Annotated in this window: 13 protein-coding genes; 7 read left to right on the top strand and 6 right to left on the bottom strand. The window is 50.3% G+C overall.

Annotated elements, in window-relative coordinates; translation table 11 throughout:
- From HOK28_19915 to HOK28_19900, 4 genes are all read left to right on the top strand, one after another.
- On the top strand, positions 1–513 hold a 513-nt coding region (locus tag HOK28_19915), incomplete at its 5' end, for a ribulose-phosphate 3-epimerase (GenBank protein ID MBT6435373.1).
- Positions 506–1240, top strand: a complete 735-nt coding sequence (locus tag HOK28_19910) for an SDR family NAD(P)-dependent oxidoreductase (protein MBT6435372.1) — start codon at positions 506–508, stop codon at positions 1238–1240. The genes HOK28_19915 and HOK28_19910, both read left to right, overlap by 8 nt.
- Before the next feature lie 199 nt (positions 1241–1439).
- The gene (locus HOK28_19905; protein ID MBT6435371.1) at positions 1440–2231 is read left to right on the top strand and encodes an electron transfer flavoprotein subunit beta/FixA family protein; all 792 of its coding nucleotides are present in this window, start codon (positions 1440–1442) and stop codon (positions 2229–2231) included.
- A gap of 11 nt (positions 2232–2242) precedes the next feature.
- Positions 2243–3196, top strand: coding sequence for an electron transfer flavoprotein subunit alpha/FixB family protein (locus HOK28_19900; protein ID MBT6435370.1), 954 nt, complete (start codon positions 2243–2245; stop codon positions 3194–3196).
- A 117-nt stretch (positions 3197–3313) separates the two neighbouring features.
- On the opposite strand, the gene HOK28_19895 is transcribed toward HOK28_19900, so the two are convergent.
- The 6 genes from HOK28_19895 to thiL form a co-directional block, all read right to left on the bottom strand.
- On the bottom strand, positions 3314–4792 hold the full coding sequence (locus tag HOK28_19895) for a phosphatidylserine/phosphatidylglycerophosphate/cardiolipin synthase family protein (protein ID MBT6435369.1): 1479 nt from the start codon (positions 4790–4792) through the stop codon (positions 3314–3316).
- Between the two features lie 44 nt (positions 4793–4836).
- Complete coding sequence (locus tag HOK28_19890; protein ID MBT6435368.1) at positions 4837–5409, bottom strand: hypothetical protein; 573 nt, start codon at positions 5407–5409, stop codon at positions 4837–4839.
- A 251-nt stretch (positions 5410–5660) separates the two neighbouring features.
- A complete protein-coding gene (locus HOK28_19885) occupies positions 5661–7589 on the bottom strand; it encodes a hypothetical protein (GenBank protein ID MBT6435367.1) in 1929 nt (642 codons plus the stop codon).
- Positions 7586–8377: an outer membrane lipoprotein-sorting protein gene (locus HOK28_19880; GenBank protein MBT6435366.1), complete on the bottom strand. Its 792-nt coding sequence runs from the start codon at positions 8375–8377 to the stop codon at positions 7586–7588. The genes HOK28_19885 and HOK28_19880 overlap by 4 nt, the downstream gene beginning before the upstream one ends.
- Before the next feature lie 26 nt (positions 8378–8403).
- On the bottom strand, positions 8404–10365 hold the full coding sequence (locus HOK28_19875) for a PAS domain S-box protein (protein MBT6435365.1): 1962 nt from the start codon (positions 10363–10365) through the stop codon (positions 8404–8406).
- A gap of 81 nt (positions 10366–10446) precedes the next feature.
- Complete coding sequence (thiL, locus tag HOK28_19870; GenBank protein MBT6435364.1) at positions 10447–11427, bottom strand: thiamine-phosphate kinase; 981 nt, start codon at positions 11425–11427, stop codon at positions 10447–10449.
- Between the two features lie 213 nt (positions 11428–11640).
- On the opposite strand from thiL, the gene HOK28_19865 reads away from it, so the two are divergent.
- The 3 genes from HOK28_19865 to HOK28_19855 all read left to right on the top strand — a co-directional run.
- Positions 11641–13542 (top strand): hypothetical protein, encoded by a 1902-nt coding sequence (locus HOK28_19865; protein MBT6435363.1) that lies wholly within the window; start codon positions 11641–11643, stop codon positions 13540–13542.
- A gap of 94 nt (positions 13543–13636) precedes the next feature.
- On the top strand, positions 13637–15526 hold the full coding sequence (locus HOK28_19860; GenBank protein ID MBT6435362.1) for a hypothetical protein: 1890 nt from the start codon (positions 13637–13639) through the stop codon (positions 15524–15526).
- Between the two features lie 318 nt (positions 15527–15844).
- Positions 15845–16570 (top strand): hypothetical protein (locus tag HOK28_19855; GenBank protein ID MBT6435361.1); only part of this gene is annotated, 726 nt, incomplete at its 3' end.

Raw genomic sequence — 16570 nt, 5'->3', positions numbered from 1 at the left:
GTTATCAAAGCACTTCGCAAGCACTCATCGATGCACTTTGATGTGCACCTGATGATCGAGAAGCCAGAACTGAGTCTCGAACAATACGTTGATGCCGGGGCAGACCGTATCACCGTTCATGCTGAAACTTGCCCGCACCTACACCGCACGCTCAACCACATTCGAAGCCTCGGTGTTAAAAGCGCGGTCTCTTTAAATCCATCTACGCCTGCAAGCGTTGTCGAAAATGTTCTCGAGTGCGCAGACATGGTTCTTGTAATGACCGTGAACCCCGGGTTTGGTGGTCAGAAGTTCATTGCTGAAATGATTCCGAAGATTAAAACCATTCGTGAAATGGCCAACGCACGTGACCTTAGAGACATGCGTATCCAGGTCGACGGTGGCATAGGGCCCGCCAATATTCACCTGGTTGCGCAAGCCGGCGCAGACGCCTTCGTTGCAGGATCCGCAGTGTTTAAGAGCGATGATTACGCTAAAACCATCGCCGCTATGCGTGAGGCGGCAAGTGCCTAAGCCCCTCACCATTGTCATCACAGGAGCAAGCCGTGGTCTTGGGGCCGGTATGGCGCGCTATTTCTATGAAGCCGGCCACCGACTCGGTCTCTGCTCACGCAGTGGCCCTGTTCTTGAAAGTTCAGAGCGTGTTGTGGCTCAAAACGTTGATGTACGTGATGCCCAGGCGGTTCAATCCTTTAGCGATGCTGTCGTTAAAACATTGGGCCCTATCGATCTGTGGATAGGCAATGCTGGTGTGCTCGAACCAATGCGTCAGCTGCGCGATGTGAGCCTCGAAGAGTTTGAAAGCAGCATGGGAATTAATGTTTCCGGTGTTTTCAATGGTACCAAAAGCTACATCCACCACGTTCGAGGCCGTGAAGGCATCGGCACTCTCGTCAACATCTCAAGCGGAGCCGCTCTCAAAGGTTACGCAAGCTGGGGAGCCTACTGCGCCTCCAAAGCTGCAGTCGACCGTCTTACAGAATGTGCGCTGCTTGAAGAAGCTGCGTCTGGTCTGCGTGCTTACTCCATTGCTCCCGGCGTCATCGACACGGATATGCAAGTTGCCATCCGTGCTGCATCTCAGCAGCAGTTTCCCATGGTCCAAAAGTTTATCGATTTAAAAGAGCAAGAAGCCTTCAATACGCCGCCTTTTATTGCTCAGAAAATTCTTGAATTAGCGCTCGAACCGGGTGCGCAATCGGCTCCAGTGGTCCAAAGACTGCCCGAAGAGCCCCGTTGACACCTACTTACCGATCGGGCGAATCAAATGGGCTGCCCAATATAACCGCCTAATACCGACAACTTATTGATTTAATACCAGAATGTAGATCTGTAAAGCAGGGTTTCAGGTTCGGATTCCTTGACACCCTTACTACAGCTTCATAGGAAGCCAGACTGAAAGAGGGCCACTAGAACCACCCCTAACACGAGGTTTTGCATTGAAAGTTTTAGCCATTGTAAAACGAGTCGAAGATCCTGAGATCAAAATTACGATCAAAGGAGACGGCTCGGATATTGAAACCGATCAGATGAAGTACGTGGTCAATCCGTTCGACGAGATTGCCGTAGAAGAAGCCATTCGCTTGCGTGATACGCACAGCGGTGAGCTCGCGATTGCATGTGTAGGCTCTAAGGATGCCACACAGCAAATTCGTACTGCACTCGCTATGGGCGCCGACCGCGGCATCCACGTTGTCACCGAAGACCGTTTGGACCCGATGACTGAAGCGAAAGCTTTGACCAAAATCATTGAAGAAGAAGCACCAGACTTAGTCATTGTAGGCAAGCAAGCTGTAGATGACGACATGGGCCAAATTGGACCCATGATGGCGCAAAATCTGGGCTGGGCTCAGGTTAGCTTTGCATCTAAAGAAGAGTCGCTCGAAGGACCTGAAGAGAAGGCAAAGAAGCCTGCTCTTTTGATTGCTGATGGCACCTTGAAAGCTGTTCGCGAAGTAGACGGTGGTCTTGAGACTACAGAAGCTACTCTGCCAGCTATCGTTACAACTGAGCTTCGCTTGAATGTACCTCGCTACGCATCTCTTCCAGGCATCATGAAGGCTAAGAAGAAGCCGATTGCTGTTAAAGAGTTGTCTGAAGTTGTAGGCGGCGCCACTGCAGTGGTGAAAGTGCTTACGATGGAAGCTCCGGCACAACGTGCCGCAGGTGTGAAGGTGGACGACACCGCTGCCCTGATGGACAAACTGCGTAACGAAGCCAAAGTCATCTAAGGAGTGCTACTATGAGTAATGTATTAATTTTTGTAGAGCAGGCCGGTGGTGAGCTTAAAAAAGCATCGCTTGCAGCCATTACTTTCGGACAAGAGCTTGCGGGCAAGCGCGGTGGTGAACTTCACCTCGCTCTCGTTGGCAGCGGTCTCGACTCAGCAGCTGACGCAGCCAAGGGCTTCGGAGCAGCAAAGGTTCACGTTGTGGACAACGCTTGTTTCGAAAACTACCTAGCTGAAAGCTTTGTTGAAGCGCTATCAGCAGTTGTTGGAGCATCGAGTGCTTCAATGATCGCTGCTGCTACCAGCTCAACCACAAAAGACTTCTTGCCACGACTTGCAGCTAAATTAGATGCAGCCATGGCAACAGACGTTCTGGAAGTTGTTGCCAACAACCAGTTCAAGCGTCCGATGTGGGCTGGAAACGTCATTGCAACTGTTGAGCTTACAACTGATGTTCAAGTTGCGACAGTTCGTGCAACTGAATTCGATGCGCCTGCCGAAAGCGGTGAGTCAGCTATCGAAAAGCATGACGTAAGCGTTGACCTAGGAAGCCTCAAGGCTAAGTTTGTTGACCTTAAAGGTGTTGTTAGCGAACGCCCTGATGCAACTGTTGCCGACGTCGTAGTCGCCGGTGGTCGTGGTATCAAGGCCCAGGAAAACTTTAAGCTCATTGAAGACCTCGCCGACCTACTTGGCGGCGGCGTTGGCGCAAGCCGCGCAATCTGCGATGCAGGCTGGGTACCCAACGACCTACAAATCGGCCAGACCGGTAAAGTTGTTGCACCTGACCTATACTTCGCGATTGGTATCAGCGGAGCTATCCAGCACTTAGCTGGTATGAAGGGCTCTAAAGTCATCGTAGCAATTAACAAGGACCCTGAAGCACCTATCTTCCAGGTTGCTGATTACGGCCTCGTTGCTGACCTCTTTGACGTTGTTCCTGAAATTATTTCTTCACTGAAATAAGCGACGATATAAGACAAACTAAAAAGCCCGGGTTATCCCCGGGCTTTTTTTTATTCTAAATTTACTATTTATATTACGTTACGAGTTGCTTCGCTTGGACCTGAAACAACCTTGCAATCAAAGTAAGCTAGAACCCAGTGCAAGTGCTTGCATCATCACACGCTCGTACCAGCTGAATGTATTGTCCATCCATTGTGTACTGATTGGGAAGACGCCATTTACAGCCAGGTCACTGTCGAACATATTCTGTCCTACTTGACCAAAACCTTCGTCGAATACAGGGAAGAAGTACTCGTTCTCCCAATTGTACGCGCGACCATCAAGGTTAAACGAGCCAGCAGCAAATACACATGAATCAACAACCAAAGTTTTAGAGTGCATGGTACGTGCAATCGGGCTTGATTTCTTTTCTACGTCCCAGAGGTAAATCTCCGCGCCGCGCTCTAAGAGCTCATCGAAGTAGTAAGCCGAAGCGTAGAAAAGTGGCGAACCCAAGTCATTAGCGTCTCGAGAGTTCGTTAAGATTCTCACCCGAACACCCGCGTCCAATGCCGCGTAGAGTTCATTAAGAAGTGGTTCTTGCGGAATGAAATAAGGCGTCTGAATATCAATCGAGCGACCCGCTTTCTTGAGCATTTTGTCGAAGAGTGCGTTGATTCCGTAGAAACCTTCACCGTTGTTATCATCTGGCTCGTTCTCAACGACACGAAGTGCCATGTTGGTATTCGGGTTCTCTTTAGAGACTGCAGGATAGTACTGCGGGCAACTTGAGCGGTGCTGGTTGCAAGGGATCTCGTAAACGTCAGACTGAATGTTAAAGCGTTTGATAAAGTCTTCTGTAATCGTATGAACAGCTGCACCACGAATGAGGATGTCAGTGTCTTTCCAAAGATCTGGATAATCACCTGCCTGGGCATTCTCTAAAACGCCCTGGTAGGCATCGCCAATGTTACGGCCGCCTACAAGAGCTTCTGCCCCGTATTCTGAGCTATCGACGATTAATGATTTTTTGTGTGATCCCGAAACAAGAAACTCAAACGGGTTGGAGTAGTTTCGCGCCCAATAACCAATAGCATTGACACCTGCGTTTCGCATCAGAGTCACAGGAGCAAGTCCCTCACCACTGAAGAGGTCGCCGCTGAGTACTTGTGCGATTTCGTTATAGACCACATCGACTTCCACCGCATCGCGAGTTGGCGTTCCACGAGCATCCACAGGTGGATTGGCTCTTTCAATCATCGTTACGATTTGGTCTGTTGTTGCCTCGTTTGGCTCCAACAAAAGTGTGTAGAGAAAAATAAACTTCTCTGAATCGCCCATCATCTGCTGACGCAAGGCTAAGTTTTCAGCCGCGAATTGAGATAGAATAACTTCGTTACCATCAATCTCGACACTACCGGTTACATCATCAAGTTCGTTTTGAAACTCGGCTCCATAGAAGTCAGAGCAGCCATCCGCGCGGTAAGAAGTTTCCGCTGGCGGTGCTTTTTCGGGAGCAGCAGAGCTGGCGAAAACCAATGCTGGGGCTGCGACCAAGCTAAAAGTGATGGCCATAGGTGTGACACATTTTTTAATAGAATCTATAAATCTTATCATTATTCTCTCCAAGACGCGTTGCTGGGTAACAACGTTCTAATATTTTAGCTGCCCGTTGCTGCTAAAGTCTTTCGTACCAGTGCTTCAATTTGAGAGCGCCGGTCTTCAGTGGGCATTTCAACGGTTGCGTTGATAATGGCCAAATCGTGATTAAAGTTTGCGTAAACCTCTCGCAGCCTTTCCTGTTCAGCGAGGTCTTCATCTGTCTCTTCTGGGATTTCCGAGTCATCTTGAAATAAGGCCCGAGCCAACTCTTCCATTCGGTGTTGGCGTGCATCATTGGAAAGCGTTGCATCAGCTGCCCAAAAATTACGTGCCGAACGAAAGCGCTTAATGGCTTCCTCAAGGCTTAGTTCACGGCCGGCTTCACTTAGAATCTCGGTTTGCGAACGCAGTCTTGGAGCTTCAGAAGGTTGGCTGTCTTTTGACGCCGCTTTCTTCGCTGCGGCCATGACCTTTTGTCGATCTATCTTTTGAGTAGGCTCAAGCTCCGCGCTCTTCCAAGTGCTTTGGTCCCGAGAAGCGTCGATCGGTGCTGAATCCACAGAAACAAAATGCGCAAACGCGATAACTCCAAAGATAAGGGCAAGGGCCGCGACCATTCGATAAACCTGCATATCCAACCTCCATCTACGCACCATTGCGTTTCTCGAGGCTCTAATCAGCAGATCTCATGCCAAAATAGGTCATACCGGCTTCAAAACGAAACCGGGACGACAATAAAATAATTAATATCGATGACTTAAGGGTATTGAAGCGACTCAATGGACACGGGTTTGGCCTCGCGAGCCTACCAAAGACAAGCCACCAAAACCAAAAAAACCGATATTATGACGGCCTATGCGCTAAAAATATGGCGGATCGGGAATTAAAACGAGGCTGCATATTCCAGGTAGACAAAATCATTGCCCCCATAATTACGCCCCAATGTACCCGACGGCCCATCCACCAAGATTGCGCCCAATCGAAAGGTATGAGGATCCCAATCGAAGTAGCTAATCCGTGCATTGGCAACGAAATCTCCGGGAGAGATGTTCCAGAGGCCCCCGAGGGACACTTCAATACTCTCCTCGACCCATGTCCAGCGCAAAGCAGCGCTAACTCCATACATGGCCGCCACAGGGCGAGCAGCTACCACCTCGTCGGGGTCAGGTGCCTTGTCGATTCCGCTCAAAGTCACGCCTTCTTCCAGATCAAAGACCATGTTTCCATAGCCTGTGAGCTGCACATACCAAGCATCCCCGTATGTGTACTCGAGTCCGCCCGCTGTCGTCATGGCCGGCTTCCGAATCACATCGAAGCTGGTCGTGTACTGCGTGGCTTCGGGGCTGAATCCAAGATCAAGCCGAGCTACAAAGGGTCCAATCACGCCCTGCAATTCCCCCGCGACTGTCAGCTTACGGTGATAAATGGCTCTTAAAAGCTCCTGACCAATCGCCGCTTTCTGCTGAACCGCCAACGCTGCTTGGTTCACCACCGGATCTGTCGCAGCGACTTGCGGGTTGTTGATATTGAGCTGGCCTGAGAGCAACATCACTCGCAAATCAGGATCGATATAAACATCTGGAGTCTGGTCCCACCCGTAAATGGCAGTCAGTGCAAAGTCCCAGCCCCATTGTTTCGTCTTAATACGCAAGGCAAGAGTTGAGTTAAGTGGCGACTCATCTGGCACTTCAGTTCCCAAGAAGCCATCTTGTAACTGGTCTTCTACACTTGGGTGTAATGTGAGTGCTTGTTTGAGCTGGCTTTCCAACGGACTTCCTGGAGGAGCCAAGGCAAAGTCCCGGCCCATCAAATAGCCTTTGGTTCTTTCAAAGAAAGGTACAACCACGAGCTGAAAACCGGTTTCGCCTAGCCACCATGTGCCGTCCAACGCGAAGACAGGCACACGGCCATCTTTGGTGGAGTCTAAATTGCTCGTGATATCGAATCGTAAATCAGGTGGATTCAAAACGTTGGCAGCGGCCATAAATTCGTTTTTACCCCATACGAAAACACGCTGTCCTATCTTGAGATCAAAATCGCCAGGGCTCCAAGTGATAAACCCTTCGCGCAGCTGAACATTCCCTGTCCATTTTGGGTCGCCCGCATTGAAGAAATAAAACGCATCTCCCGCGTCGGCATGCTCCGCAGTATAACCCCAACGCACCCACGTATCGGCGTAGAACTTCACACCTGACTTGGTCCGGTGATCGATGCTCAAACGAAGCATATCCCACCACTCAACGACATCTTCACCTGTCGGATCGAAAACCGTATCAACCATGAGGCGAGACTTAAATTCACCTTTTAGCCACGTTCGCTCCAGACTGCGCGTCGGCTTCGAGGCCGAACCACTTGGCTTCGGCGCGACATCAATCACCAAGGTGTCGTCAGGACCATCGTCCTCCATGATAATCAAAGTTTGCTCGCCGGATTCGTCTGCTTCATCAACAATGATCAAAGTCTCTTCATCACCGGGCTCATCTTCAGCAGGTTCCGATTCTGCGACCGCTGCCGGATCCGGCTCATCCACAATGATAATCACATCATCTTCTGAAGCCTCGTCCCCTGAAACGGGCCCTTGTTCAGGCTTAACTTCTTTGGATGCATCGTCTTTCGATTTTGACTTTGCCTCTTTTTTCGAAGCAGCTTCACCTTCAGAAGGGACTTCTTCTTTTTTGGGCGAAACTTCTTCCTCAGATGAAGCCTCATCTTCTACAACAACACTCTCTTCTTCAGCTGTGGGTTCTTGAGCAAACCCAACGCAGGGCCACAAGAAAAGCGCGGCCACCAACACATGAATGTGCACGGTCATCCCTCCGTCAGTGTTCTTTCAGTAAACTGACTGTCATCTAATTTTGCCTTGAAGTTAATATCGTTCACAATCATAAAGGTTTGAGTCTTCTTTTGAACGTTCTTGATCCAAGAATCCGTCGAAATCCAGTTGCCCTCTTTTTTCTCTAATCGGCGAACCTTCAGAGTTTTGAGCAGCTTGCCCCGCTTATCGTAAAAGTCGACTTTGAGCGGAACAAACGACTTCTTGTGAATCCAGCTGATGGTCTTACTGTATTGACTATCACTTCCATCTTTTGGAACTGCTTCAATCACAAAGGTCTCATTGCCTCCGACTTTTTCGTCCGCCTTACGTACCACGGTCGAGTTCTTCAGATCTCGCGATTCCATATCAGCGTAAGTTAAATCCGTGCCCATAAATCTCTGGTTACGCTGGCTGCCCGTGATGCGCTTCACTTTGCCCAGTGCTGGTAAGTAGAGGTATTGATCATCGTCCGCGTCGGCTTTTTCAATAAGCAAAAAACCCGTGCCTGCAACATCCGTTGGCGCGTTAAAGCGAACCAGGCTTTTCCCAAGACCATCACGCTCGATGGATTTAATCTCCACTTCACGAACACGCTCGCTGCCTCGCTTGCTAACCAATTTAAGGGTAATCGCAGCGATCGCATTTTGAAAACCGAACTTATTTCGTTCCAAAGACTTATCGACAATATCTTGAGCACTCAGTCCGTCTGCCATCGCGGGAGCCGCAATGAGGCTGAGCAAAACTGTAAAAACAGTTAGAGTATATTTAGGTTGATTTAGAAACATGAATTTAGCCTCGCCTATTCTGAGCATTATGAGGAAGAATCGTCTTTATCTTTTGTGACGTCTTGGGCCGATTGCCTGGTAAAATCTAATATGTTCGAGTCGCCAACATACGGGCGTGTCGAGTATCGAGTAATCTGACCAAGCTTACGAACAATACGCGCCATACGCTCGGTCTCTTTATAAATCGTGTTTAGGGGCTTCATCACCCGCTCATCTCCTTGGATTCGCATCTTCAGTAAATCTGCGTAACCCATGATAGATGTCAATGGCTGATTAAGCTCATGCGCGGCTGCACCCGCCAATTCAATGGCAATCGCTTTGCGTTCGCTCTCGCGCAGCTCCTCTTCAGCCTGCTCAAGTTTCTCTTCAATTTTTAAGCGCTCGCGTAAATCAGTAAAAATCCCCACCGTGGCCACTTCTTCACCGCTCTCATAAATCACAGCAGCTGTAAGATTCACAGGAATCTCGGTTCCATCCTGAGCCATGATACTCTGCCGGGTAACCTCCAGGCGTCCGCGCCCACCGAAATGAACCGAGCGCAGCTTGCGCATAACATCCCGGGCGACACCTTCTTCATAGAGAACCGAAACCGGTCGCTTGCCAACCACATCGAGAGCCGAGTACTGCAACATACGTTCGGCAGAACGGTTGAACAGAATAATTCGCCCCTTCATATCGGCGGCGACAATGGCGTCCACACTGCTTTGGATTAGGTTTTCCAAAAACTCTTTGGTGTTACGAAGCTCTGCTTCAAGCCGGCGCATGTGGGTTACATCTCGAAATCCAATAAGAACAGTGTCTCGCTCATAAAGGTGTCGAATGGTTGCCGATAAAACTATCTCATTTTTCTCAATATCGGTGACCGTGAGATCGACATAACCTTGGGTATCGCCGACCTTGTGACCGTCCAGGGCTTTTTGAAAAATTGTTCTGGAGTCACCGACCACCAGTTGTCCAAAACTGGTACCCTGAATCACAGCTCGGTCACGGCAAAGAACACCTGCTCCGGAAACATTCACGTAACGAATGACCCCCGATTTATCAGTAACGACAAATCCGTCGTTGGCTTTCTCAAAAAAGTCACTAAACTCTTGGAGCGTTTCAATTTGCTCTTCTTTATCGGCTTGGGTTCGTCGTAAGATTTTTTGTTCAGTCTTGAGAACGTTTTGCTCAAGAGCATGACCAATGGCAACCGATGTCACAGAGGCTATCAGTCGGCCCATTCCCAAAAGACGATCCTCGACGACCGCCATGGTTTGCTCGCCGCGTAAAAACAAGGCACCCACCACCTCACCTTTGAGAATCAGTGGGAACAATACCGCAGAACGGTGCGCAACATCTGCTTCCTCCAGGCGATCTCGCACACCACTGAGCAAACTGTGGTGCAAAACATCTGAGATAACCAAAGGCTCGCGGGTCCGCATGAGTTCCATCAGTTCTGGGTAGTCGGCTACTTGAATGGCGACGTTACTCAGCTCGCGATCTTGCTCCATCACCACATGACCAAACTCTTCACCCGGACGTAAAATAACCACGCTGACGCGATCGATTTCAAAGAGTTCGCGCATCCCCAATACAGCGGTCCGTAAGACATCGTGCAACTGAGGCTTGGCCGCTATCTCACCTACGAAATCGGTCAGGGCAGAATGAGCAAGCTGTCGCTCCTTAAAACCATCGAGCAGGTCTAGCTCAAAAACCGTGTGCTTGAGTCGGCGTTGCAAATGGGTGTCACCGCATACGCAATCGTCGAAGTTCATTTCCAAGAATTCTGGAATTTGGCCCGCTTCTTCTGGACTCACTTTGACAATCAGACGAGCCTGAGGCGCGCGGCGGCGTAACCGCTCTGCTGCTACTCCACCACGAACAGCATCGGCGCTGACGACCACCACCCGCGCGTAGTCTGGTACCTCGTCCAAACTTCCACATGGATAGAGTCCTGCCACCATGCCTTCACCGAGATAGATTAGGTCTTTTTGATCAATGGTCATCGTGTCTCTTGGTCTTTATGAATCCAACTCATACGTATTCTGCCATCCTCGGACAAGCAGAGTCATTAATCTTATGTTGAGTTAACCAAAATGAGTGAAGCCTTTTGCTCCCTCATAGCCCTCACCGCCTGAGATTTTCAGACCCTCACCGTCTACCACCTTGCCAATGCGCGCGCCATTTATCCCACGCTCAGCAAAAAATTGCTCTAACTTCGCTTCGTGACGAGGGTTGGCCGCAAACACGAGTTCAAAGTCTTCACCCCCTGCAAGCACCCACTGGAATACGTCTTGCTTCAGAGTCTTAGCCAGGCGTCGCAGGACAGGGTCAATTTCCACACTCTCCAGCTCCAAGACCACACCGCCGCCCTGACACGGTAAATGCATCACATCACGCACCAAACCATCGGAAATATCCGCACAGGCTTTCACATAGCCCGTCTTGGCCAAAGCTTGGGCCAGTTCGATACGGGGAGTTGGACGCAGCTGATGCTTAACAATTCTTTTGGGTTTATTCTGACCAGCAAATAAAGCCGCGAGCCCACCTGCAGCAAGTCCCAGAGGCCCTGAGACCCAAATATGAGCCCCCGGCTTAGCGCGGCCCCGGTAAAGGAGCTTTGACGGTGCTCCTTCTCCCAAGGCGGTCACGGAGACCACCAAAGGTCCTGTGGTAGATGAAATATCACCGCCAACCAAAGGCGCGCCGTAGCGCTGACCGAGGGAATGACAAGAGCGAATCAAAGCCTTAACATCACGAACCCGGTCATCTTCACGCAGGGATAAGTTCAGTAAAAGACCAGTCGGTTTAGCGCCCATGGCTGCTAGGTCGGACAAATTGACTGCCGCGGCCTTATGCCCAACATCGGCGAAAGATGCCCACTCAAGCTTAAAGTCGACGCCCTCGACCAAGGTATCGGTACTAGAAACCAGTGCCTGGCCAGGGCCCATTTTTAGCACCGCAGCGTCATCCCCCACGGAACATCGTACATGTGCAGCCGCACCACCCAAGGTGTCACGCAGCCACCGTAATAATGCCGCCTCTCCAACCTGCCCTACGGTTTTCATCAACCCCCCTGTTATTACTTCACACTTTATAAAAAGTAATGAATACATGCACCCGGCTATACGTCCGATCCATTCAAGGCTCTTTCTACCACAAGTTGCCAATGAATCGCCCTGACGAACTCTAGGACCTTGCCGCGGCAGGGACGTTATGTCTAGTCTTCGAAGCCGAGTGCCTCCGCAAGTACTCTGCTCTAAATTACTGGGGATTTCCGCATGCCAAGACAAAATATGTTTAGAAAATTTGTATTCATTTTAGCCGCCTTAAGCCTCATCACGGGCTGCAGCAAAGATACACTACAAATCGAGATTGCTTCTCTTCTCGTCACACCCGAACCCGGATTTGGGCAGACCGCGCTTGCTGACCCGCTCGGTCTCGATTTTGGCCGCGTCCCGCTCTTTAGCATCGCCACCGCTCAGTTCGATTTGAAAAACGATAGCTCTGCGTTAACCCGCATCGATCGAGCTGTCGTCCGTGATGCCGTCAATGGGGAGTTCGTAGTGACCTCCACATTTCCAAGAGAACTTGGAACCATGACCAGCATGCCTCTCAATATCCAATTTACGCCAACCGACGACTCTGCTCCATCCACCGCGGTTGTCGAGCTTTATACGAATATCGGCAGCGGCCAGAACGGCATTATCGAGATCTACCTCACCGGTGAAGGATACTTCGTAGGTGAGCCGCTGCTTGAAATCTCGTACAACGGCGTGACCTACCCAGTTGAAGGCAACTGCTCTGAAGCCTCCTCAGGCCTCACCGAGTGCACCTTGGGTGAAATGCCATTCGGTAATGTGCCCCTTAACAACAGCGGTACCCAAAGCATCACATTGCGCAACAACCCACTGGCCGACACCTGTCAGCTCCCTGCCCTTCCTGACGGCACACCCGATTGCACCGCCGTTTGTATCATTACATTTGACCGTCAAGCGCTTGGACAAGACATTGGACTTGGGTTCAATCCTGACGACACTGGCTTCTCGCTGGTTGGCTCTGCCAGCCTCCCATTCAAGCTGGCTCCTGGTAAGCCAGGCTGCGAAAACGTCAATGACGGCATCATGAGAGGCGAAATTGACCTACTCGTGAACTTTGAGGCCGGCGCAGTAGAGCGCGACGCGGCCAGCACGATGATCATCGAGTCAGACAGCCCCAACGCCAATGTGATTGAAATCCCAATGACCGCAGCAGCCCGAGAAGCTCCGATTGCCGTCGCTGAATTACGAGAATGCGGCGCGGAAGTACTCACTGATTGTTCGATACCAGAAGAAATCGTCCCTCTCGATCGTGTTTATTTAACAGGAATCAACAGTTACGATACCCGGGACCCCGAGGACCCGAGCATGATTGTAAGCTATCGCTGGGAAATCATTGAGTTTCCAGGGGATGCGGACGAAGAAATGTTCCAGCAAACAGGCGTAACAAGTCAGGTTTTCTCGATGTGGCTACCGATTGCTGGCGAGTATACCATCCGCCTCTACGTCATGAATGACGTCGGAATTGAGAGCGGGGTGAGCGAAACGTCAGATATTACAGTCCTCGCTAAACCTTCCAGCCGACTGCACCTACAAATGGTCTGGGACACGCCAACTACTGATTTAGACATGCATTTTGTGCTCGCGGGCCAATCATCAGGTGAAGCCTACAACCTTCAATGGGACTGTTATTGGTCACAATGTCGACCAGGCTGCACCGAGTTCACCAACCCATGCAGCGACCCGGTACAGTGGTTCCCTGAATTTGAGATATTTACCGGGCCAAACCCCCATTTGGACATCGATGACACGAATGGCTTAGGACCTGAGAATATCAACGTTGATGAACCACTTCCGGCGAGCTACCATGTATATGTGCACTACTATGCCATCGGCAGTGGTCAACCTTCTATTCGAACTCAATCAACTGTTCGCATCTATGGGGACGGGGTATTGAGGGCTGAGTACCGACGCGGGCTTGAGAAAAACGATCTCTGGGCCGTAGGTAAGATAATATGGGATGATGAGGGAAATGTAACAGTAATACCGGCTCTATCGGATGATACCAATGTGGTTGGATCCGTTGAAAACCTTAACTATGTTCCCGTCAGTGGGGACGGTTATGAATTTGGTGCCGTTTTTTAATAACCATACATTGATAAACGAATGTACGTCGTCTATTCTCCGGGTCGATTGCCATCGGGGGAGCGCAAGTAAGTAGGACTCGGGAGGTCTCTATATGAAACGCAATTTGGTAACACCAATTGTATTTATGATCATGGCTGCTGCAGCCGTCACCACAGGTTGTGCCGAAGACACATTCGTCGCAAGTCAACCTGAACTCACCATTGCCGCCTTTACTGAGGGGGCAACTTACCTTGAAGTAGACGACGAGAATCTTGTTATCAACTTGGGAGAAGTACCTGTTTACGGAAGTAAGACAGCGACTTTCGAGCTGTATAACCCAACCGGACAAACTCTCACCATCCAGACTTTGGACTATGTCGAAGGTGACACCCAAGGCCAGCTTTGGGGAGATGTGACGTGGCGGCAAGATGCCGACGATGTCATTCCGAAGCTACCGCCGCTGAATATTCCAGCTGGCGCTAAGCGTTTGATTGATATCCCATTCGCACCGCTTGAAGAAGGCGAAGCGGTTGGTTCTATCAAGATTGTTTCAAACGCTAAGGGCGTTGATAAGGTCGTGACGGTTTTGGCCACTGGAGTTTATTTCGGTCAGCCAGATATCGAAATCGAATACAACGGGCTAACAGGTCCCACTGCAGACGCCGAGGGCAACTTCGCCGACTGTACAGATGGTATCTGCACAATGCCTACCGCTCTTGATTTTGGAAACATCGGACTTGATTCTGAAGCAACTGCACGTATCACCATCCGCAACACTGCGATGTGCGAGCCCTATCCTGGCGGCGATGCATGTATGAGTTGTGCGTTGACTATCAACAACAACGAAAGTGCTTACAACATCGGGCTTGGCTTCAAAGAAGGCAGCAACGATGACGGACGCTTCTCTTTCGCTGGCTCCACAGCAACACCATTCTCTGTTCCACAGCAGGATGTTGATTGTGGTAACTCCGGTGAAATTAAAGTTCTCGTAAACTTCGCAGCACCTGCTGAAGAGTCAACATTCTCAACTGTTGTAGTGATTGAGTCTAACGACCCAGACGAGCCAGTGATTGAAATTCCAATCAACGCAACTGCGCGTAACGCTCCTATCGCTATCGGCGAAGTACGCGAGTGCGGCGGTGTTGATGCCAACGGAAACGCAATCCTCACAGACTGTGTTTACGAAGATGAAATCGAACCTCTTGGCCGCGTCTATTTCGATGGCAGCCAAAGCTATGACCCTTCAGGTGGCTCTATCTCTCAGTACTACTGGGAAGTTATTTCTGCTCCACAAGGTGTTAACCCAGACGATTACGACTGGGCTGGTTCAAACAGTGCTGTAAGCTCTTTCTGGATTCCAATCGCCGGTGAGTACACCGTCCGATTAACAGTCTGGAACGACTCAGGCATTCAAAGTGGTGTTACAGAGCAGTCAGACGTAACCGTCAATGCAGTACCTGCATCAATGTTACACGTTCAGCTGGTTTGGGATCACCCAAGTAATGACCAAGATTTGCACATGACCCACGCTTCGGCCAACGGTCACTTCTGCAGCACAACCCTGGATTGCTTCTTCTCGAACAAGCAACCTGTTTGGTTTTCAACCCACGCCGCTGGTGAAGGTCCAAACCCACGTTTGGATAAAGATGATACCAACGGTCTCGGACCAGAGAACGTAAACATTGACCGCCCTACCGCGGGAACGTATCGCGTATTTGCGCACTACTACCCATGGGTTTCGGCTGGCGCTCCAACAGTGAATACAGTTCGTATTTACTTGAGCGGCGTACTTCGGTTTGCTGAGCAGCGTACGCTGACCAGCGAAGAGCAAGTTTGGGCTGTTGCAGATATTGCATGGTTCAACGACGGTTCTGAAACCGGTTACGGTGACGTTACACCTTACCCGAGCCCAGACGGCTCAAACCAGGTAGGCGAAATCGCCATTCGAGATAGCAGCTCATGCTACTCAGCAGGTGGATGGATTTTCCCTAGCGAAATGTAATTGCTAGTGGAAACACATTAAGATTCATTAAAAGGGGCTCTGCATTGCAGGGCCCTTTTTTTTGGCATCCGCCAAACCTCAACTCCAGCTCCAAGAGTTCAACGAACGGGTAAATAATCGAAATCGAAGGACTATTTGCCTGGAGTGTTCTCCTCCACCCGAAAACAACTTCGTTCTCCACACAAAAAACATTACAAAGGTCCTTGTTTTTGTAATTCTGACGACTTGATGGAGAACGTTTGTGTATTCGATGCCGGGGAGCAACCACGTAAGGGGTCAGCCCCCTTTGTAGGCCTCGGCGTGAACCAGGAGGCTCAGTTGGCGAAGCGGAGTCACATAATCTTTCTGATACTCTCTGCGGTATCTGTGATTCTGAGCCTGGGATGTACAGACGAACCGAATCTGACCAACGTCCCAACCGGTATCGAGGTCATCCCCCAAGCCGATATCGCCTGCGGCCACTCCGGTGAGATAAAAATCCTGCTCACATTCACAGCGCCTGATGAGCAAGCCATCTTTGAAGCAACACTGGTCGTCGAATCCAATGATCCCGAAGAAGCCGTGATTGAAATTCCGATTCGCGCCCAAGCCAAGGATGCACCGGTGGCTATCGCAGAACTAAGAGAATGCAGCACGATTGGTTCGCCAGAGGACCTGGTTCAAATGGACTGCTCCGACCCAGACAAGATTTTCCCACTCCGAAGAGTCCACCGTCAAGGGACCAATAGCTACGACCCTGCAGGATCACAAATCATCACCTATCAATGGGAGATTATTGACCACCCGATGGATAGCGAATTCAATGAATTCGACTGGCAGGGCCAAAACGACCCCATGGCCTCGTTTTGGGTACCTTTGGTCGGCTCCTACACGGTCCTGCTTACTGTTCAAAATGAGAGCGGTGTTAAAAGCGGAGTCACCGAGCAGGCCAAAATTACATTTGAGGCCACACCTGAGAGCTCGCTTCATGTTCAGCTCACCTGGGACAATACGACCAACGATCAAGATTTACACTTAACCCACACCTCGGCAGGTGGTCACTTT

The organism is Deltaproteobacteria bacterium (assembly GCA_018668695.1).
Taxonomy (GTDB): Bacteria; Myxococcota; XYA12-FULL-58-9; order XYA12-FULL-58-9; family JABJBS01; genus JABJBS01.
The sequence above is the reverse complement of the archived record's forward strand: the minus strand, read 5'-3'. Positions and strand labels throughout refer to the sequence as shown.